Raw genomic sequence first — 17,982 nt, 5'->3', positions numbered from 1 at the left:
CAAGGGCGGCATGGCTGCCGCCCGGTAACTGTCAGGTTAAATCCGCCATCAGCACCTTTGAGCGGCGCTGATAGTTGTACATCTCTTTCTTACTTTCTGGCAGCGACTCAATATCCACCGGCGTAAAACCGCGCTCCTGAAACCAGTGAATACTGCGCGTAGTCAGCACGAACAGTTTTTCCAGCCCCATTTGCCGAGCCTGTAGCGCGACGCGCTGCAACAGCAACTCGCCACGCGATGAACTGCGATAGTCCGGATGCACTGCGACGCAGGCCATTTCCCCAATCTTTTCATCCATAAACGGATAAAGCGCGGCACAGGCGATGGTCAGGTTATCGCGCTGGATGATGGTGAATTTATCGATCTCCATTTCCAGTTGCTCACGTGAGCGACGTACCAGAATGCCTTGCTGCTCCAGCGGGCGAATCAGCTCCAGAATACCGCCGATGTCGTTGATGGTGGCACGGCGGATCTGCTCGGCCGACTCCATCACAATCTGCGTCCCGATGCCGTCGCGCGAGAACAACTCCTGCAGCAGCGCACCGTCTTCCTGATAGCTGATGAGATGGCTGCGGCGCACGCCACTGCGACAGGCTTTTACCGCGCCCCGTAAAAAACGCACGGTACCTGAAAGAAAATCACCGTCGCTTTCCATTTCATCGATACGTGCCTGCGCATCGTTAGGAAAGAGCTCCGAGACAATATTGCCTTCACGATCGATCACGCCTTGTTCAGAACAGAAGCCAATCATCTTTTCGGCCTTGAGCTTAATGGCGAGCTGGGTGGCAACCTCTTCAGACGTCAGGTTAAAGCTTTCACCCGTCACCGACACCGCCACCGGGCCAAGCAGCACAATGGCATCGTTATCCAACTGACGATGAATGGCCTCTTCATCAATACGACGAATGCGTCCACTGTGGCAGTAATCCACCCCGTCATCCACGCCGAGCGGTTGAGCAATAATGAAGTTACCGCTCACCACGTTAATGTGCGCGCCCTGCAAAGGTGTGTTGTTCAGGCTCATTGAGAGCCGGGCCGTGATATCCAGCTGCAGCCGGCCTGCGGCCTGTTTGACGAGTTCCAGCGACTGAGCATCGGTCACACGGGTATATTTGTGGTAAGCCGGTTCCAGCTGATGTGCCGCCAGGCTGGCATCAATCTGTGGGCGCGCGCCATACACCACGACCAGACGGATACCGAGGCTATGCAGCAAGCCGATATCATTGACAATACTGGAGAAATTCTCATGCTCAATGGCTTCACCGCCGAGCATGATGACGAATGTCTTATCCCGATGCGCATTGATATAGGGAACGGTGTGGCGAAAACCCTGAACCAGTTCGGTACTACGTTCCTTCACGGCTAACCCTCAGTGAATGTTTATTCGTATTTTGTGTATTTTTATGCCTTTAGCCATCGTTTTGCAAGCGCTAATCCTGACGATAATTTACGTTTTTTTTGGTGCCAAAGCCGCTAACAGCCTGCATTATTTGGGGTTTCCGGGGTGACATTGCCTGCAGGATTGGATAAAGTTTTCGCCGCCATTTTATTTGGCTGCCGTTTTTTTAAACACTATATAACACCTGGAGTGGCATGTCGGAAGGTAATCCCCTGGTTTCACGTAGACGATTATTAAAAGGTACAGGGGCGCTGTTACTGCTCAGCGTCAGCGGTGTGAGTATGGCCGCGACCAGCCATATTTTAGCGGTCCGCATCTGGCCCTCTTCCACTTACTCGCGTATGACGCTGGAGTCTAACGTCGCGCTTAAGTACAAGCAGTTTGCCCTGACGAACCCTGACCGCCTGGTCATTGATATCGATGGCTTGCATCTCAACTCAGTCCTTAAGGGCGTGAATCAGCACGTGCGTGTTGACGATCCTTTTATTAAAAGCGCCAGAGTGGGGCAGTTTGATGCCAATACCGTGCGCGTCGTACTGGAACTGAAGCGCAACGTGTCCCCTAAAATCTTTAGCCTTGACCCGGTGTCCACGATCAAACACCGACTGGTGGTCGATCTCTATCCCAGCCAGGATAGCGTTGAAGATGATCCGCTTCTGGCATTACTTAAAGATTACAATCAGGGCGATCTGGAAAAAAATGAGGCCGTTCAGGCGCCTCTGCCCGGTAAAGCGGGGCGCGATCGCCCGATCATCATCATGATCGATCCCGGGCATGGCGGTGAAGATCCCGGTGCCCACGGTAAACATAAAACACGTGAAAAGGATATCGTGCTGAAGATTGGCCGTCGGCTGAAAACCTTGATCGAAAAAGAGCACAACATGAAGGCTTACATGACCCGCAACGAGGATGTGTTTATTCCTCTGCGGGTGCGGGTTGCTAAAGCACGCAAGCAACGTGCCGACCTGTTTGTCTCAATTCATGCCGATGCATTTACCAGCCGGGCCGCGCGCGGTTCTTCCGTGTTTGCGCTGTCGACCAGCGGCGCGACCTCTGCGGCGGCGCGTTTCCTGGCGCAAACCCAGAACGAAGCCGATCAGATTGGCGGCGTCAGCATGAGTGGAGATCGCTATCTGGATCACACCATGTTTGATATGGTGCAGCGCCAGACGATCCATGACAGCCTGAAGTTTGGTAAAGAAGTGCTGCACCGCATGGGGCGCATCAATCACCTGCACAAACGCACCGTGGATCAGGCCGGTTTTGCCGTGCTTAAGGCACCAGATATTCCCTCTATTCTGGTGGAGACGGCCTTTATCAGTAATGTTGAAGAAGAGCGTAAGTTGCGCACCACGCGCTATCAGCATCAGGTGGCAGAGGCGATCCTGGAAGGAATCAAAGCCTATTTTAAAAGCGGTGTCGCACTGGCTCATCGCTGAGTAACCCTCAGGAAAACGGCCGCTGGCGCATTTTCCTGGCCTGCTGAGACACCAGGACCGGAAAGCGATCCCACGCGGCTTCAGGATCAGGCCGCGCAGGTTGGCCTGCTGTTCAGAGGCCGCCGGGTGCTCAGCGCCCCTTTGCCAGATAACGGGCCATTTCGTCTTCCGGCACCATTCCGCCGCCCGTTGCCCAGACCAGATGTGTCGCCTGACCTAACTGCGCCGCGGTAAAACCGTGCATTTGCAGGTAAGCTGTGGCACTGCAGACGCGCTGGGGGCCAGCCATACCGGCAAGGGCCGAGGGCTCCAGCCGCAGGTCTTCTTCCTGCGCCAGCCAGCTCAGCATGTCGTACAGGCTTTGATCGTCAAGCGTATAGAGCCCGTCCAGCAGGCGCTGCATGGATCGGCCAACGAAGCCGGAAGCGCGTCCGACCGCCAGTCCATCGGCTGCCGTGATATTGTCGATGCCGATGTCCTGTACCGAAATACCCTCGTGCAAACCCGTGCAGATGCCCAGCAACATGCAGGGAGAGTGGGTGGGTTCGGCGAACAGGCAGTGAACGTGTTCACCAAAAGCCAGCTTCAGACCAAAGGCGACGCCGCCGGGGCCACCGCCCACGCCGCAGGGTAAATACACAAATAACGGATGATGGCGGTCAACCACGCGGCCCTGCTGTTCAAACTGAGCCTTCAGGCGCTGCCCGGCAACGGCATAACCTAAAAACAGGGTGCGGGAGTTTTCATCGTCGATAAAGAAACAGTCCGGGTCGGACTCTGCCGCTTTACGTCCTTGCTCTACCGCTACGCCATAATCCTGTTGATACTCAATTACCGTGACGCCGTGACTGCGTAGTTTGGCTTTCTTCCATTCGCGGGCGTCCGCCGACATATGCACGGTAACTTTAAAGCCGAGGCGGGCGCTGATGATGCCAATCGACAGGCCAAGATTGCCGGTTGAGCCCACGGCAATACTGTACCGGTTAAAAAATTGCCTGAACGAAGGCGAGAGTAGCCTGCTGTAATCCTCTTCCCGGGTCAGTAAACCTGCATCCAGTGCCAGTTTCTCGGCATGGGTCAGCACTTCATAAATCCCACCACGCGCTTTGATTGAGCCAGAAATTGGCAGGTGGCTGTCTTTCTTCAACAGCAGCGTACCCGCAATGTGTTGTCCGTATTCCCTTTGTAGCCGCGCCTGCATCGCCGGTATGGCTACGAGCTCCGACTCAATAATTCCTCCCGTGGCGGCCGTTTCAGGAAAGGCCTGTGCCAGAAAAGGTGCAAACCGCTTCAGGCGTGCATGCGCCTCTTCAACATCCTGAGCCGTCAGGCCAACATGGGGTAAGGCTTCTGCGACGGTGGTCGTGGCGGGATTAAACCAGGTGGTTTCATTGAGCGCAATTAAATCCGCGACCTGCGGAAACTGAGTGGTCAGTGCAGCAATATTGTGGTTATTCATAGCAGACCTTGTGATGTCCGAATGAATCATCAAAACAGAAATATAGCGGCAAGAGCAATAGCTGCGGCCTGAACAGGGTTCTGTCTGAGTGGCAAACGCGAGAACAGCTTAAAAAGAGGAAGAGAAGGAGAGGTGACTACACTGGCGGTTGAGCGAATTTCAGAAACAAAAAAACACCCTTTCAGGTGTTTAAAGTGGTTGCGGGGGCCGGATTTGAACCGACGACCTTCGGGTTATGAGCCCGACGAGCTACCAGGCTGCTCCACCCCGCGTCCGATTGCGCATAGCGACTTTCACATTGTCTCTTCTGTATGAGCAAAATCACAGAAGAATTGGTTGCGGGGGCCGGATTTGAACCGACGACCTTCGGGTTATGAGCCCGACGAGCTACCAGGCTGCTCCACCCCGCGTCCGATTGCGCATAGCGACTTTCACATTGTCTCTTCTGTATGAGCAAAATCACAGAAGAATTGGTTGCGGGGGCCGGATTTGAACCGACGACCTTCGGGTTATGAGCCCGACGAGCTACCAGGCTGCTCCACCCCGCGTCCGTGGATGCGCACTATACTCCGCACGATGATTGTTGCAACCCCTTTTTGCCCTAAAAGGCTAAATTTGCTGTTAATTGATGAAGGATTCCTCCATTTGGTGATTTATTGCGCCGATATCCGTTATGACGAAACAGGATGGATTTCATTCTGATGACGGCTTTGCTATCGTCGCGTGGCGAACAGTTATAAAAAGAGATGAAGATGAAAGGACGTTGGGCGAAGTACGCACTTACTGGCGCATTTTTAGCGCTGCTGGCTGGCTGTAGCGGTAAGCCAACCGATCGGGGTCAGCAATATAAAGACGGCAAACTGGATCAGCCCCTTGCGCTGGTCAATCAACCTAATGCTAAAGGCCGCCCGGTTAACGGCCGGGACTTTGGTGAACAGGTCAGGCAGATTCAGTCTGCCTCCTCTGGCCTGTTTCTCCGTAACAACAGTACTTACAGTGCGGTAGAAAACTGGCTGATAGCCGGCGGCGATACGCGCCAGCTGCGCCAGTTTGGTCTGGACGCGTTTCAGATGGAAGGCACAGACAATTACGGCAACGTGCAGTTCACCGGGTACTACACGCCAGTCGTTGAGGCACGTTACACCCGTCAGGGTGAGTTCCAGTATCCCATTTACCGGATGCCGCCACGTAAGCGCGGACAAAAGCTGCCAAGCCGTGCTTCTATATATAGTGGTGGGTTGGACGATCGCTATGTGATTGCCTGGAGTAATTCACTCATCGATAACTTTATTATGGACGTACAGGGGAGCGGCTACGTTGATTTTGGCGACGGGCGTCCAATGCGCTTTTTTGGTTATGGCGGAAAAAACGGCTGGGGCTATCATAGCATCGGTAAAGAGCTGATCGATCGTGGCGAAGTGAAGCGAGAAGACATGTCCATGCAGGCGATTCGCCAGTGGGCTGAGGAGCATTCTCCGCAGGAAGTGCGTGCGCTGTTAGAAACCAACCCTTCATTTGTGTTTTTCAAACCTGAAGACTATGTGCCGGTGCGCGGTGCCAGCGCTGTACCTTTGGTGGCGAAAGCTTCTGTGGCATCAGACCGCTCACTGATTCCTGCCGGAACGGTGTTGCTGGCAGAAGTGCCGCAGTTAAATGAAAAAGGGAAATTTAACGGTAAATATGAGATGCGAATGATGGTGGCGCTGGATGTTGGCGGTGCCATCAAAGGCCAGCACTTCGACATTTATCAGGGCGTGGGCCCGGATGCCGCTCATCTTGCCGGTTTCTATAACCATTATGGACGCGTATGGGTGCTTAAATCTGCCCTTGGCGCCGGTCAGCCGCTGTTCAGCAATGCGCAGGGCGGCAACAACGGCACCCTGTTGTTGGGTGCTAACTAATTTTTGATGTGGCGGGCGTTCTGGCCCGCACTCTGTAACAGGTTTGACTATGAAAGTGTTAAACGATGCCTGGCACCAGCGCTTTGGTGGCACGGCACGTCTTTATGGCCAGCAGGCTCTGCAGCGGTTTGCGGATGCGCATTTCTGCGTCATTGGGATTGGTGGCGTAGGTTCCTGGGCTGCAGAGGCATTGGTACGCACCGGTATCGGCAGGATTACCCTGATCGATATGGACGATGTCTGCATCACCAATACCAATCGTCAGATACATGCGATCCATGGCAACGTGGGTAAAGCCAAGACGGAAGTCATGGCGGATCGCCTGCGCGCCATTAATCCTGATTGTGAAGTGGTGTGCATTGATGATTTTATTACGCCGGAAAACACGGCGACCCTGCTGACGGGCGATATCGATTACGTGATTGATGCCATTGATAGCGTGCGGCCCAAAGCCGCGCTGATTGCCTGGTGTCGGCGCAACAAGATCCCGCTGGTCACTACCGGTGGCGCAGGCGGCCAGATCGATCCGACACAAATTCAGGTCACCGATTTAGCCAAAACGATCCAGGATCCGCTTGCGGCCAAACTGCGCGAGCGCCTTAAACAGTTTGGTGTCGTGAAGAACAGCAAAGGCAAGCTGGGCATCGACTGCGTATTTTCTACTGAGGCGCTGGTTTATCCGCAGGCGGATGGCACGGTTTGCGCCTCACGCAGTACGGCAGAAGGGCCGAAAAGAATGGACTGCGAATCCGGGTTTGGCGCGGCAACGATGGTGACGGCCACCTTCGGCTTTGTTGCGGTATCCCATGCCCTGAAGAAGTTTCTGGCGCGCGCGGCGCGCCAGGCTTAACCCTGATACCGTTGGGCGCTCTGCCGCACGGCGTCAGCCAGCGCTTTCAGGCCACTGCTGCGTGATGCGCTAAGCTGAGCGCGCAGGCCCAGCGCCTCAAACAGATCGAGCGGATCGGACGCCAGCAACTGAGCTGGCGTCTTGCCTTCAACGGCGGTTAGCAACACGGCCAGCAGACCGCGCACGATACGACCTTCGCTGTCTCCATAGAAGTGCAGGGTACCCTTCTCTCCCAGTTGACTGCCGAACCAGACGCGGTTTTCGCAGCCGCTCAGTTCGATATCCGCTGTTTTTAACGCGTCAGGCAACCCGGGTAACTGCCGTCCCAGTAAAATCAGCTGCCGGTAGCGATCTTCCCACTGATGAAAGCGGGAGAAGGTAGCCTGTAAATCAGCCGTGGTGATTTCAGCGCCGAACGGGTGAGGCGCTAACAGCGGTGCGTTCATCATTAAAACTCCGATAACAGATCGATGGCGCTGCGCATGGCGCGCAGCAGGGCATCGACATCCTGAAGATTATTATAAGGTGCAAACGAAACGCGCAGCGTGCCGTCAACGCCTAATGCCGCCATCAATGGCTGAGCGCAATGCTGACCCGCCCGCAGGGCGATACCGTGCTCGGCCAGAAGCGTCACGATGTCGCTGTGATGAATGCCTTGAATGTCGAAGGCCAGCAGGCTGGCACTGCCACAGCGGAAGCTACGAAAGCCGGGCAGTTCAGCCAGTTGCTCCTCGGCCAGGCTGGCAAGCTGCTGGCTCCACATCTCGGCTTTGCGCATATCCAACTGCTTCAGCCAGCCGAGGGCGGCGCTTAACCCGGTAACGCCAGCAACGTTGGGTGTGCCCGCCTCGAAACGCCAGGGAACGGGCTGCGGCGTAAAGCCGGTAAAATCGACCTGTGTCAGCATCTTTCCGCCGCCCTGTAAGGGAAGCATCTCTTCCAGCTGTTCCGCTTTTCCGTACAGCACGCCAATGCCCATTGGCCCGTAGAGCTTGTGGCCGGAAAAAGCATAAAAATCAATATCCAGCGCCTGCACATCCGGTGGGCAATGCACCACGCCCTGAGCGCCATCCACCATGACTTTTGCGCCTGCTGCGTGGGCCAGCGCAATGGCCTGCGCTAGATCGGGACAGCCGCCGGTCACGTTAGACATCTGCCCGACCGCCAGCAGCCGGGTCCGGTTGTTAATCAGCGCAGGCAGCAGTGAGATATCCGGCAGGCGATCGGCACCAATCGGCCATTTCACCACCCGCGCGCCGCTGGCCTGCGCAACCATCAGCCAGGGCACCAGATTCGCATGATGTTCTGCCTCACTGACAATTATCTCATCGCCAGGCTGTAAACGCGGCGCTAACCAGCCATGCGCCACCAGGTTTATCGCATCAGTGGTGCCGCGCGTCCATACGATCTGGCGATCGCTGGCGGCATTCAGCCAGTGTGCCACCATGCCACGCGCCTGTTCGTACTGCTCCGTTAACTGGCGGGCAGCAGCAAACTGGCTCCGGTGAACGGTGCCAGCGCTCAGGCTGTAGAATTGCTGCGTCGCGTCTATCACCGTCTGCGGTTTCAGCATGGTGGCGGCACTGTCAAGATAGACACCGGCATCGTTTAGCGCAGGAAACTGCTGACGAAATGAAGAAGGGTTGAAGGCGCTCATACGTGGCTCACAGGTTGTTAATTTTCAGGTCCAGGCTGAAAGATGGCTGTCTGTCTGGCAAAGCTGGAAAAGCGGGTTATGCTGAGTATTGCAAGGTATAAACTTAACCCGCATGGCGAGACGACCTACTTACAGTCGATCGCACTTGACCGTTTCTTTGGTCAGCGTAACGCGGGGGGTTTGGTGCAATCAATCTGCAAGGAGATAGAAGATGAAAAAACTCGCCGCAATGCTGGCCATTTGTACAATGGCCTTTACCCTGGCTGCCTGTTCAAGCAACTACGTGATGCATACCAATGATGGACGCACTATCGTCGCTGAAGGCAAACCAAAGGTCGATACTGACACCGGTATGATCAGCTATAAAGATGCGAATGGCAATGAGCAGCAGATTAACCGTTCAGATGTGAAAGAAATGGTTGAAATGAAGTAATCAGCCCATAAAAAAAGCACCGCAATTTGCGGTGCTACTCAATATCACAATGGACAGACAGGGTAAATCTACAGGAATTAAAAAAGCTTGATCTGTAAAGGTCAGACCAAAATTGCAAACACAACATCACGACCACAAGCCAAAAGCTTTCAGAAAATCTGCGAACTCACTCACAAATCTAAAAACTTTTCGTTCCGGCTCAGGAAGTAGCGCAACTATAGGTATTTGCTGGAGCTTCATCAACGGACAATTTATAATGTCTCGGATTATAAATTCTAATACGTAAAGCCTTTGTATTAGTTCGCGTATTTTTTGCCAGGCTGGCTATGGATAACCATGTCAAAACGTCTTCCTCCCCTTAATGCACTGCGGGTTTTCGATGCCGCAGCACGCCATTTAAGCTTTACCAAAGCGGCTGAAGAGCTGTTTGTCACCCAGGCTGCCGTCAGCCATCAGATTAAATCACTGGAAGATTTTCTGGGATTAAAGCTGTTCAGGCGGAGGAATCGTTCGCTTTTGCTCACGGAAGAGGGGCAAAGCTACTATCTGGACATTAAAGAAATCTTCTCTGCCCTGAATGAAGCCACGCGCAAGCTGCAGGCACGCAGTGCCAAAGGCGCGCTCACGGTCAGTTTACTGCCGAGTTTTGCCATTCAATGGCTCGTGCCGCGCCTCTCCAGCTTTAATCTGGCTTATCCGGGAATCGATGTCCGTATCCAGGCCGTTGACCGCGATGAGGAGAAACTGGCCGACGATGTGGACGTGGCGATTTTCTATGGTCGGGGCAACTGGCCTGGGTTACGGGTGGAAAAACTCTACGCAGAATACCTGCTGCCGGTCTGTTCTCCGGCGTTGATGACCGGGGAAAATCCGCTTAAAACCCCTATGGATCTTGCTCGCTTTACTCTGCTGCATGATGCGTCGCGTCGTGACTGGCAATCCTATATTCGCCAGCTCGGCGTTCAGCATATCAACGTTCAACAGGGCCCCATCTTCAGTCACAGCGCCATGGTGTTGCAGGCGGCGATTCATGGTCAGGGCGTGGCATTGGCCAATAACGTTATGGCGCAGAGCGAAATCGAAGCGGGGCGGTTGATTTGTCCGTTTAATGACGTTTTAGTGAGCAAAAATGCTTTTTATCTGGTTTGTCATGACAGCCAGGCAGAACTGGGTAAAATAGCCGCCTTTCGACAGTGGATCCTCGCTAAAGCGGCAACCGAACAAGAAAAATTCCGCTTTCGTTATGATCAGTAACTTTTTGATTTTTTTTGCAGGGACCTGCAAACGCACCTTGAGGATAGATTGATGTCCAGACGTGCCATGTTTATTTTTGCGGCCATCAGCGGCTTTTTCCTGGTGGCATTTGGTGCTTTTGGTGCTCACGTGTTGAACAAAACGCTGGGAGCCACTGAAATGGCCTGGATTCACACCGGGCTGGAATATCAGGCTTACCATACGCTGGCTGTACTGGGGCTGGGTGCGGCAATGCTGTATCGCTGTAACATCTGGTTTTACTGGAGCAGTGCGTCTATGGCGCTGGGAACCGTATTATTTAGCGGCAGCCTCTATTCACTGGCGCTGTCGCATTTAACGTTTTTTGTATTTATCACGCCAGTCGGAGGCCTATTCTTCCTCGTCGGCTGGCTATTGATGTTGATTGGCGCACTGCGTCTTAAAACCAAGGCAGAACGCCATGAATAAAGTTTTACTGTATTGCCGCTCCGGCTTTGAAAAAGAGTGTGCGGCAGAGATTAGTGCGAAAGCCGCAGAGCGTAACGTCTACGGCTTTCCACGGGTAAAAGAAGATGCCGGTTATGTGCTGTTTGAATGCTATCAGCAGCCCGATGCGGAAAGGCTGATTCGGGAACTGCCATTTGAAACCCTGATTTTCGCCCGCCAGATGCTGGTTGTCGGCGAGCTGCTGCGTGACTTGCTTCAGGACGATCGTATTTCGCCTATCGTTGGCATGTTGAGCGGTGTGGTCGAGAAAGGCGGCGAGCTGCGTGTTGAGGTGCCTGACACCAATGAAGCAAAAGAGCTCACCAAATTCTGCCGCAAGTTTACCGTTCCCCTACGTGCCAGCCTGCGTGAGAGCAAAATTCTGCTTAATTACGAGAGCCCAAAACGCCCGGTCGTGCACGTGTTCTTTATTGCTCCCGGTACCTGTTACGTGGGCTATTCGCTGCCAGAAAACAATTCCCCCTTTTATATGGGCATTCCGCGTCTTAAGTTTCCCTCTGATGCGCCAAGCCGTTCAACGCTTAAGCTGGAAGAGGCTTTCCACGTTTTTGTGCCCGCCGACGAGTGGGATGAGCGGTTAGCCAGCGGCATGTATGCGGTGGATCTGGGCGCCTGCCCTGGCGGCTGGACGTATCAGCTGGTACAGCGCAGCATGATGGTCTACGCCGTGGATAACGGCCCCATGGCACCGAGTCTGATGGATACCGGACAGGTCTTTCACGAACGCGAAGACGGTTTCCGCTTCCGCCCACCGCGCACCAATATCAGCTGGCTGGTCTGCGACATGGTGGAAAAACCGGCTCGCGTGGCCAATCTGATGGCGGACTGGCTGGTGAATGGCTGGTGTCGTGAGGCCATTTTCAACCTGAAGCTGCCCATGAAGAAGCGGTATGAAGAAGTCACGCAGAATCTGGCCATGATTGAGCAGCGCCTCACGGAAAAGGGTATTAATGCGCAAATTCGCGCACGCCAGCTCTACCACGATCGTGAAGAAGTAACGGTGCATATTCGTCGTATCTGGGCCGCGGTCGGTGGCCGTCGCGACGAGCGCTAATCGAACCGATCGGGCGCGATGGTGCCCGATCGGTTGACCATGCTAGTCACCGCTGTAACGCAGTAAATTCAGATTTCCTTCCAGCACCAAATCCTGTTTCAGCCGGGCGACGTCGCGGCTGATGAACGCCATCTCTTGCCCTGTCTGCAGTTTATTGCGCCATTTGGTGGGGACCTGATCCAACTGTTGGTAAAGCGATTCCAGTGAGCCAAACTGCTGCAGCAGTTCCCGGGCGCTTTTGGGGCCGATGCCCGCGATACCCGGGATTTTACTGCTGCTGATGCCGCATAATCCCCAGTAGTCGGGCAGCACAGTGGGCGCAACGCCAAACTCCGTTTCAATAAACGGCAAATCCAGCCAGCGCTTCTGAAAATAATCGCGGATGCGAATGTCCGGCGCCAGTAGCTGACAGTAGCCTTTGTCGGTGGAAACGATAGTGGCCTGATGGCCCGCCCGCGCCATTTTTACCGCCAGCGTGGCCGCCAGATCGTCGGCTTCATCCTGTTCGGCAATCCAGCAGCTCACGCCCGCGGCCCGAAACGCCGCCTGCAAAGCGGGCATTTCAGCCTGCAAATCTTCCGGCATGGGCGGGCGACCGCTTTTATAGTCGGGCAGCAGCTGATGCCGCCATCCCTGATGGCGCGCTTCACCGTCAAACACGGCCACAACGTGAGAAGGACGCGTGTGGCCGAGAAGCTGGCGCAATGCCGCCACGCAGCCGTCCACACAGGGAGAGCCTTGAACGGCGTGAAGGCGGCGAATGAGATTGAGTGCATCAACAATAAGTAAGTGATGTGACATAAGGTACGGGCAGCCCGGCGGCTGCCTCCTGATTTACTTAATGATTTCGTAGCACGGGATATAGGCAGTACCTGGCAGTTTCATACGCTGCTGCGCCACAAAGCCCTGTAGCAGTTCATCCATGCGGTGCATGATGTCGGCATCACCGTGCAGTTTATAAGGGCCTTTTTCCCGGATCTCACGGATGCCCATCTCTTTAACGTTACCTGCCACAATGCCCGAGAACGCCCGGCGCAGGTCGGCTGCCAGTTTTTCCGGCGGCTGGTTAGTGTAGAGATTGAGATTGGCCATATTTTCATGCGTTGGCATAAAGGGCACCTGCAAATCCTGCGCGATGCGGATAGACCAGTTAAAGCTATAGGCATCACCCGTTTCGCGGCGGTGTTCTTTCACCTGCGGCATCGCTTTTCTCATCAGGCGGGCCACCTCGGCGGCATCATCAATAATGATCTGATAATGCTTACGTGCCTGCTCCCCGAGCGTGCTGACAATAAAGTCATCCAGCACACGGAAATAGTCGGCGCTTTCTTTCGGCCCGGTCAGAATGAGCGGCAGAACCTGATGCTCATTTTGCGGATTCATCAGAATGCCCAGCAGGTAAAGAAACTCCTCTGCCGTCCCCACGCCGCCAGGGAAAATAATGATGCCATGTGCAATGCGTACAAAGGCTTCCAGACGTTTTTCGATGTCCGGCATGATGATCAGTTCGTTCACCAGCGGGTTAGGCGGTTCAGCCGCGATAATCGACGGCTCGGTTAAACCGATAAAGCGGCTGTCGCGGTAGCGTTGCTGTGCATGGCCTACCGCCGCCCCCTTCATGGGCGCTTCCATCACGCCCGGGCCACAGCCGGTACAAATATTCAGTTCACGCAGGCCCAACTGCGTACCGACGTTACGACAGTACTGGTATTCCACCGCGTTAATCGAGTGGCCGCCCCAACAGACAACGGTATTGGGATATTCGCCCACGTGTAATGCCCGGGCATTACGCAGAATAGAAAACACGGTGTTGGTAATCATGACCGAGTCGTTGTCTTCTGCGCAGGGTAACCGGCCGGAACTGGCTAACTGGCCGTTAACAAACAGGATATCGCGCAGCACGGCAAACAGGTTAGCCTGCAGTGAACGAATAATATGGCCGTCAACAAAGGCCTCTTCGGGGGGATTGATCAGTTCAAGCTTGATGCCGCGCTCGCGGCGCAGCACGTTAATATCGAAGTTCTCAAAGCGGGACAGGAGCTCGTGGCTGCTGTCAGTCTGGCTGCCAGAATTGAGCACGGCGAGCGAGCAGTTACGGAAAAGTTGATATAAATCGCTGCTGGCTGTGCGCTTCAGCATATCTACTTCCAGTTGGGAGAGCAGATCCATAGAGCCAAGAGGGCTGACATGTGTAATCAAATGAACTCCTTTGCACCCGCTGGGGTGATGGCTGACACTGCAAATGCAGTGACGAAAATCCCTGGTTGGCAATCCACTGTATGCCGCCTTGCCCAGAGTAGCCTTGTCGGCAGGGCTGACTCAAGTGGAACGCTATAGTTGACCGGCAGCCTGAGAAATACCTCGCAAACTACTGACGAACCAGACGAGAATGACCCGGCGTAAAGGGCACATTACTACGCCATGGATTAATATCCAGTCCGCCCCGACGCGTATAACGCGCGTAAACGGTGAGCTGTTCGGGCTGACAAAAACGCATCAGGTCATTGAAGATACGCTCAACGCACTGTTCATGAAACTCATTATGTTGACGAAATGAAATGATGTAGCGCAGCAGCGCTTCGCGATCGAGCCGTGGGCCCTTATAGCGAATCATCACCGAGCCCCAGTCAGGCTGATTCGTGATCAGACAGTTGGACTTAAGCAGGTGACTGACCAGCGTTTCTTCCACCTGTTCCTCACCGGCTGCGTTAATCAGATAATCGGCATTGAAGGCATAATCTTCAATTTCGATATCCTGCTCATCTATGCAGTAGCCTGCAAAGTGTCCCACAGGTTGACCTTCAATTTCATTTAACCGAAACAGCGCGACGCGCACCTCGCCTTCGGCACAGACACGCAGATCCTGCTCCAGCGTCTGGCGCACCTCGCCCCAGTCTGCGAACCGCGTCTGGTTAAAGCTGTTAAGATAGAGTTTGAAACTCTTGGACTCGATAAGATTACGACTGTGGGCGTCTAGCACCACTTCGCCAACCGCCACCTGCGGAACGCCTTTGCTGTTGAGCCAGGAGAGTTCATATAGCGTCCAGATATCGCCTCCCGTAAAAGGCAGGTTATCAGGATAAAGGCCGAGTGGTTCGCGGTTCATGCTGCGCGGAACGGCCTGTAATAAGCTGTTGTCGTAGCGATCGTGATAAGCTGTGGGCTTGCCAAGCGTCAGGTTGCTGAGCGCCGGATCCGGCTGATAAGAAGACATAACGGTTACCACTGAGGTCATCAAAGTGAGTAAGTGTAACCTATCAGAAGTGAGAATTTGAATGATGCAGCAAACGGCTGAAGCGTTAACTGATTTTACCACCCGATACTGTCTGCACTGGCAGCAGAATAATGGCCATGCACCGGCCAGTAGCGATCTTTATGGCGTTCCTTCACCCTGCCTGATTGAAAATCGTGGCGAGCAGGCGCTGTGGCAACCGCAGCCCTTTAGCCTGCCGCCGTCTCTGGATGCCGTTGAGCGCGCGCTGGATATCCAGCTCCAGCCGCAGATTACCGCATTTTATACCCACCAGTTCGCGGGAGACATGCGCGCCACTCACGACCAAATCAGGTTAACGCTTCTGCAGGTCTGGAGCGAAGAGGATTTTGTCCGACTGCAGGAAAATCTGATTGGTCATTTAGTGATGCAGCGCCGGCTGAAGCAGGCGCCGACGCTGTTTATCGCGACAACGGATTCCGAAGAAAACATTATCTCGCTGTGTAACCTGAGCGGACATGTCATTCTGGAAACCCCAGGGCGCAAACATCGCCAGACGCTGGCACCTGATATCCCATCATTTCTTAATGATTTACAACCGCTTAGTGACTAGTTGCAGATATCCGCTATCAGCGGTGTGAGAGATCTCTTACAAGCTCTGTGAGAGATCGCTCTATCCTTCACGCAGTGATCATTTCGGAAAGATGTAAAAATATTGTAAATCATTAACTTATTAGCTGCGCTGATGAGCGCTTTTCATAAGATATCGTTATAAGGCGTTTTACCACCTTGTGCTCTGAGTAATTTCTGACGAGAATATCACTCGCGGACAGGATGTCCTGGACAACAGGAGCCGTCAGGATGACGGTAGCCAGGAGGCCGGAACGTAACGGAGTTTACGTCACAAGGAAGGCTTCAGGATGAAGCAGGACACTCTGGATTGAGTTAAAGGACACCTCCAGGACGGAGAATGAGAGCCCCTCAGAAGAGGTGGCGGGCCTGGATGCTAAGGATTTGTCAGGATGATGCGCGAATGGAATTCGCACGGGAAAAGTTGTCACGGATGAGCAGGGAGCACTAACGTAGCGGGAAAGCTGCAAACGAACCGGGAGCACTGTTTAATACAGTGCTCCCTTTTTTTATGCCTGCGGGTTATGCTTGCCGCCCATTTTTATCCGGTCAGAGGTGAAGCATGACGCTGGAACACTTAATTTTGCAACGACTCGAACAGGTCGAAGCGATAATGCGCGAGCACGATCTCTGGCAGTCTGTTGCGCCAGACGATCACGCGTTCACCAGCCAGCAACCTTTCTTCCTTGATACGCTTCAGCCGCTGGAATGGTTACAGTGGGTGCTGATACCGCGCGTTCAGGCCATCATTGGTGCCGGGCAGCCGTTGCCGAAGAACGTCGCGATCGCCCCCTATTTTGAAGTGGCGTTAACGCCCGGGCAGCCCGGTCGTGCCCTGCTGGTGTTGACGTTAAAGCAGCTGGATGCCCTTCTGGAGGATGAGTCTGCCTGATGTTAGAGATCATTTATCAGGATGCGTGGCTGGTGGCGGTGAACAAACCCGCCGGTTGGCTGGTCCACCGTAGCTGGCTTGATCGCCATGAAACGCAGTTTGTCATGCAGACGGTACGCGACCAGATAGGCCAGCATGTTTTCACGGCGCACCGGCTTGATCGCCCCACATCGGGCGTTCTGCTAATGGGCCTGTCCAGTGAGGTGGGCCGCCTGCTTTCCCAGCAGTTTGAGCATCATCAGATGGAGAAGACCTATCATGCCGTGGTGCGCGGCTGGCTGGAAGGCCGCGATCGGCTGGATTATCCGCTTGTCGAAGAGCTGGATAAAATTGCCGACAAATTTGTCAGCGACCCCCGCGCGCCTCAGCCTGCGGTGACCGATTACGCCTCACTGGCAACCGTAGAAATGCCGGTGGCAGTGAGTCGTTATCCCACTGCACGTTACAGCCTGATTGAGCTCAAACCCAAAACCGGACGCAAGCATCAGCTGCGTCGGCATATGTCTCATCTTCGCCATCCCATTATCGGCGATTCGGCCCATGGCGATTTGCGTCAGAATCGGGGGGCGGCTGCACACTTTGGCGCAAATCGTTTAATGTTGCATGCCAGCAGCTTGTCGCTCAGCCACCCGGTGACGGGAGAACCCCTGGTTATTCGCGCCGGACTTGATCTTGTCTGGCAACGGGTAATGGATCAGTTTGGCTGGCAGGCCTGTATGCCGGATGTGCCACGGGTTGAGTTTATGGCTGGCTCAGGTCAGGATAGCGGGACGGAATAAAGGGGAAAAGAAATGGCGAAAATTGGTATTTTTGTAGGCACCGTTTATGGCAATGCATTACTGGTTGCAGAAGAAGCAGAACCGGCATTGCAGCAGCAAGGCCATGACGTAAGGATTTTTGAAGATCCTACGTTAGCCGAATGGCAAAACTATGCGAATGATGTCGCCTTAGTGATTACATCAACCACCGGGCAGGGCGATTTCCCGGATACTATTTCTGGCCTGTTCCATGACGTGCAGGACAAGCTGGGCCACCAGCCAGGGCTGCGCTACGGCGTTATTGCCTTGGGCGACAGCAGCTACGAGAATTTCTGCGGTGCGGGTAAGCGCTTTGATGCCCTGTTACAGGAGCATCAGGCTAAACGGGTGGGTGAGGTTCTGCTGGTTGATGCCACGGAACATCCAGAACCTGAATCCGTCACCACGCCGTGGGTTGAGCAGTGGGGCAAGCAGCTCTGATAAGATCAAGGCTGCTACGCTGTTCCGCTGCCGTTCGGATTACACCGGCGGCAGCGGTGTTACGATAACAGGATTCTGC

The 17,982-nt window shown here is 54.3% G+C and carries 18 protein-coding genes and 3 tRNA genes; 11 read left to right on the top strand and 10 right to left on the bottom strand.

The features are described from left to right. Positions 1–31: 31 nt before the first annotated feature. Entirely contained in the window at positions 32–1,360 is a 1,329-nt protein-coding gene (gene argA / locus NYE92_RS09940; protein ID WP_013026976.1) for an amino-acid N-acetyltransferase, read from the bottom strand. 233 nt (positions 1,361–1,593) lie between these two features. Here argA and amiC point away from each other — a divergent pair, with 233 nt between their 5' ends. Next, positions 1,594–2,838, top strand: a complete 1,245-nt coding sequence (gene amiC, locus NYE92_RS09935) for an N-acetylmuramoyl-L-alanine amidase AmiC (RefSeq protein ID WP_013026975.1) — start codon at positions 1,594–1,596, stop codon at positions 2,836–2,838. Between the two features lie 130 nt (positions 2,839–2,968). Here the strand turns inward: amiC and dsdA are convergent, their stop codons facing one another. From dsdA to NYE92_RS09915, 4 genes are all read right to left on the bottom strand, one after another. Further along, positions 2,969–4,297, bottom strand: coding sequence for a D-serine ammonia-lyase (gene dsdA, locus NYE92_RS09930; protein ID WP_028715739.1), 1,329 nt, complete (start codon positions 4,295–4,297; stop codon positions 2,969–2,971). A 195-nt stretch (positions 4,298–4,492) separates the two neighbouring features. Beyond that, positions 4,493–4,569 (bottom strand) — tRNA-Met (locus NYE92_RS09925). 61 nt (positions 4,570–4,630) lie between these two features. Next, a tRNA-Met gene (locus NYE92_RS09920) sits at positions 4,631–4,707 on the bottom strand. Positions 4,708–4,768: 61 nt separating this feature from the next. Continuing rightward, a tRNA-Met gene (locus NYE92_RS09915) sits at positions 4,769–4,845 on the bottom strand. 204 nt (positions 4,846–5,049) lie between these two features. Between NYE92_RS09915 and mltA the strand changes: the two genes are divergently transcribed. Beyond that, entirely contained in the window at positions 5,050–6,198 is a 1,149-nt protein-coding gene (gene mltA, locus NYE92_RS09910; RefSeq protein ID WP_259018909.1) for a murein transglycosylase A, read from the top strand. A 49-nt stretch (positions 6,199–6,247) separates the two neighbouring features. Next, complete coding sequence (gene tcdA / locus NYE92_RS09905) at positions 6,248–7,048, top strand: tRNA cyclic N6-threonylcarbamoyladenosine(37) synthase TcdA (protein ID WP_014594469.1); 801 nt, start codon at positions 6,248–6,250, stop codon at positions 7,046–7,048. On the opposite strand, the gene csdE is transcribed toward tcdA, so the two are convergent. Together csdE and csdA are read right to left on the bottom strand one after the other, a co-directional pair. Beyond that, entirely contained in the window at positions 7,045–7,494 is a 450-nt protein-coding gene (gene csdE, locus NYE92_RS09900; RefSeq protein WP_013026971.1) for a cysteine desulfurase sulfur acceptor subunit CsdE, read from the bottom strand. The genes tcdA and csdE overlap by 4 nt on opposite strands. Positions 7,495–7,496: 2 nt before the next feature. Then, entirely contained in the window at positions 7,497–8,705 is a 1,209-nt protein-coding gene (gene csdA / locus NYE92_RS09895; protein WP_072137135.1) for a cysteine desulfurase CsdA, read from the bottom strand. A 211-nt stretch (positions 8,706–8,916) separates the two neighbouring features. Here csdA and NYE92_RS09890 point away from each other — a divergent pair, with 211 nt between their 5' ends. The 4 genes from NYE92_RS09890 (at position 8,917) to rlmM (ending at position 11,932) form a co-directional block, all read left to right on the top strand. After that, the gene (locus NYE92_RS09890; RefSeq protein ID WP_013026969.1) at positions 8,917–9,138 is read left to right on the top strand and encodes a YgdI/YgdR family lipoprotein; all 222 of its coding nucleotides are present in this window, start codon (positions 8,917–8,919) and stop codon (positions 9,136–9,138) included. 336 nt (positions 9,139–9,474) lie between these two features. Next, positions 9,475–10,392 carry a transcriptional regulator GcvA gene (locus NYE92_RS09885; protein WP_014594466.1) on the top strand — a complete coding sequence of 306 codons (918 nt, stop codon included), beginning with the start codon at positions 9,475–9,477 and terminating at the stop codon, positions 10,390–10,392. A gap of 51 nt (positions 10,393–10,443) precedes the next feature. Next, entirely contained in the window at positions 10,444–10,839 is a 396-nt protein-coding gene (locus tag NYE92_RS09880; RefSeq protein WP_014605150.1) for a DUF423 domain-containing protein, read from the top strand. Beyond that, positions 10,832–11,932: a 23S rRNA (cytidine(2498)-2'-O)-methyltransferase RlmM gene (rlmM, locus tag NYE92_RS09875; protein WP_259018908.1), complete on the top strand. Its 1,101-nt coding sequence runs from the start codon at positions 10,832–10,834 to the stop codon at positions 11,930–11,932. The genes NYE92_RS09880 and rlmM overlap by 8 nt, the downstream gene beginning before the upstream one ends. Before the next feature lie 42 nt (positions 11,933–11,974). Here the strand turns inward: rlmM and xni are convergent, their stop codons facing one another. From xni to queF, 3 genes are all read right to left on the bottom strand, one after another. After that, complete coding sequence (xni, locus tag NYE92_RS09870; protein WP_072138265.1) at positions 11,975–12,733, bottom strand: flap endonuclease Xni; 759 nt, start codon at positions 12,731–12,733, stop codon at positions 11,975–11,977. A 33-nt stretch (positions 12,734–12,766) separates the two neighbouring features. Continuing rightward, positions 12,767–14,131: a nucleotide 5'-monophosphate nucleosidase PpnN gene (gene ppnN / locus NYE92_RS09865; RefSeq protein WP_014605152.1), complete on the bottom strand. Its 1,365-nt coding sequence runs from the start codon at positions 14,129–14,131 to the stop codon at positions 12,767–12,769. Positions 14,132–14,300: 169 nt separating this feature from the next. Further along, positions 14,301–15,146 carry an NADPH-dependent 7-cyano-7-deazaguanine reductase QueF gene (gene queF, locus NYE92_RS09860; protein ID WP_041455829.1) on the bottom strand — a complete coding sequence of 282 codons (846 nt, stop codon included), beginning with the start codon at positions 15,144–15,146 and terminating at the stop codon, positions 14,301–14,303. A 61-nt stretch (positions 15,147–15,207) separates the two neighbouring features. On the opposite strand from queF, the gene syd reads away from it, so the two are divergent. From syd to NYE92_RS09840, 4 genes are all read left to right on the top strand, one after another. Further along, complete coding sequence (gene syd, locus NYE92_RS09855; RefSeq protein WP_210452015.1) at positions 15,208–15,756, top strand: SecY-interacting protein; 549 nt, start codon at positions 15,208–15,210, stop codon at positions 15,754–15,756. Between the two features lie 579 nt (positions 15,757–16,335). Further along, on the top strand, positions 16,336–16,665 hold the full coding sequence (locus tag NYE92_RS09850; protein ID WP_013026961.1) for a YqcC family protein: 330 nt from the start codon (positions 16,336–16,338) through the stop codon (positions 16,663–16,665). Next, positions 16,665–17,444 (top strand): tRNA pseudouridine(65) synthase TruC, encoded by a 780-nt coding sequence (truC, locus tag NYE92_RS09845; RefSeq protein WP_014594461.1) that lies wholly within the window; start codon positions 16,665–16,667, stop codon positions 17,442–17,444. The genes NYE92_RS09850 and truC overlap by 1 nt, the downstream gene beginning before the upstream one ends. Positions 17,445–17,456: 12 nt before the next feature. Next, complete coding sequence (locus NYE92_RS09840) at positions 17,457–17,903, top strand: flavodoxin (protein ID WP_019104737.1); 447 nt, start codon at positions 17,457–17,459, stop codon at positions 17,901–17,903. Positions 17,904–17,982: the final 79 nt, after the last annotated feature.

The sequence above is a fragment of the Pantoea sp. B566 genome (assembly GCF_024793925.1).
Lineage (GTDB): Bacteria > Pseudomonadota > Gammaproteobacteria > Enterobacterales > Enterobacteriaceae > Pantoea > Pantoea ananatis.
This window is presented reverse-complemented; position numbering and strand designations above follow the sequence as displayed.

Excerpts from the sequence above, each read along its gene's own strand:
- rlmM (WP_259018908.1), top strand. The coding sequence starts at position 10,832 with ATGAATAAAGTTTTACTGTATTGCCGCTCCGGCTTTGAAAAAGAGTGT.
- mltA (WP_259018909.1), top strand. The coding sequence starts at position 5,050 with ATGAAAGGACGTTGGGCGAAGTACGCACTTACTGGCGCATTTTTAGCG.
- truC (WP_014594461.1), top strand. The coding sequence starts at position 16,665 with ATGTTAGAGATCATTTATCAGGATGCGTGGCTGGTGGCGGTGAACAAA.
- tcdA (WP_014594469.1), top strand. The coding sequence starts at position 6,248 with ATGAAAGTGTTAAACGATGCCTGGCACCAGCGCTTTGGTGGCACGGCA.
- dsdA (WP_028715739.1), bottom strand. The coding sequence starts at position 4,297 with ATGAATAACCACAATATTGCTGCACTGACCACTCAGTTTCCGCAGGTC.
- syd (WP_210452015.1), top strand. The coding sequence starts at position 15,208 with ATGATGCAGCAAACGGCTGAAGCGTTAACTGATTTTACCACCCGATAC.
- queF (WP_041455829.1), bottom strand. The coding sequence starts at position 15,146 with ATGTCTTCTTATCAGCCGGATCCGGCGCTCAGCAACCTGACGCTTGGC.
- xni (WP_072138265.1), bottom strand. The coding sequence starts at position 12,733 with ATGTCACATCACTTACTTATTGTTGATGCACTCAATCTCATTCGCCGC.
- NYE92_RS09850 (WP_013026961.1), top strand. The coding sequence starts at position 16,336 with ATGACGCTGGAACACTTAATTTTGCAACGACTCGAACAGGTCGAAGCG.
- csdA (WP_072137135.1), bottom strand. The coding sequence starts at position 8,705 with ATGAGCGCCTTCAACCCTTCTTCATTTCGTCAGCAGTTTCCTGCGCTA.
- NYE92_RS09840 (WP_019104737.1), top strand. The coding sequence starts at position 17,457 with ATGGCGAAAATTGGTATTTTTGTAGGCACCGTTTATGGCAATGCATTA.
- NYE92_RS09890 (WP_013026969.1), top strand. The coding sequence starts at position 8,917 with ATGAAAAAACTCGCCGCAATGCTGGCCATTTGTACAATGGCCTTTACC.
- amiC (WP_013026975.1), top strand. The coding sequence starts at position 1,594 with ATGTCGGAAGGTAATCCCCTGGTTTCACGTAGACGATTATTAAAAGGT.
- NYE92_RS09880 (WP_014605150.1), top strand. The coding sequence starts at position 10,444 with ATGTCCAGACGTGCCATGTTTATTTTTGCGGCCATCAGCGGCTTTTTC.
- NYE92_RS09885 (WP_014594466.1), top strand. The coding sequence starts at position 9,475 with ATGTCAAAACGTCTTCCTCCCCTTAATGCACTGCGGGTTTTCGATGCC.
- csdE (WP_013026971.1), bottom strand. The coding sequence starts at position 7,494 with ATGAACGCACCGCTGTTAGCGCCTCACCCGTTCGGCGCTGAAATCACC.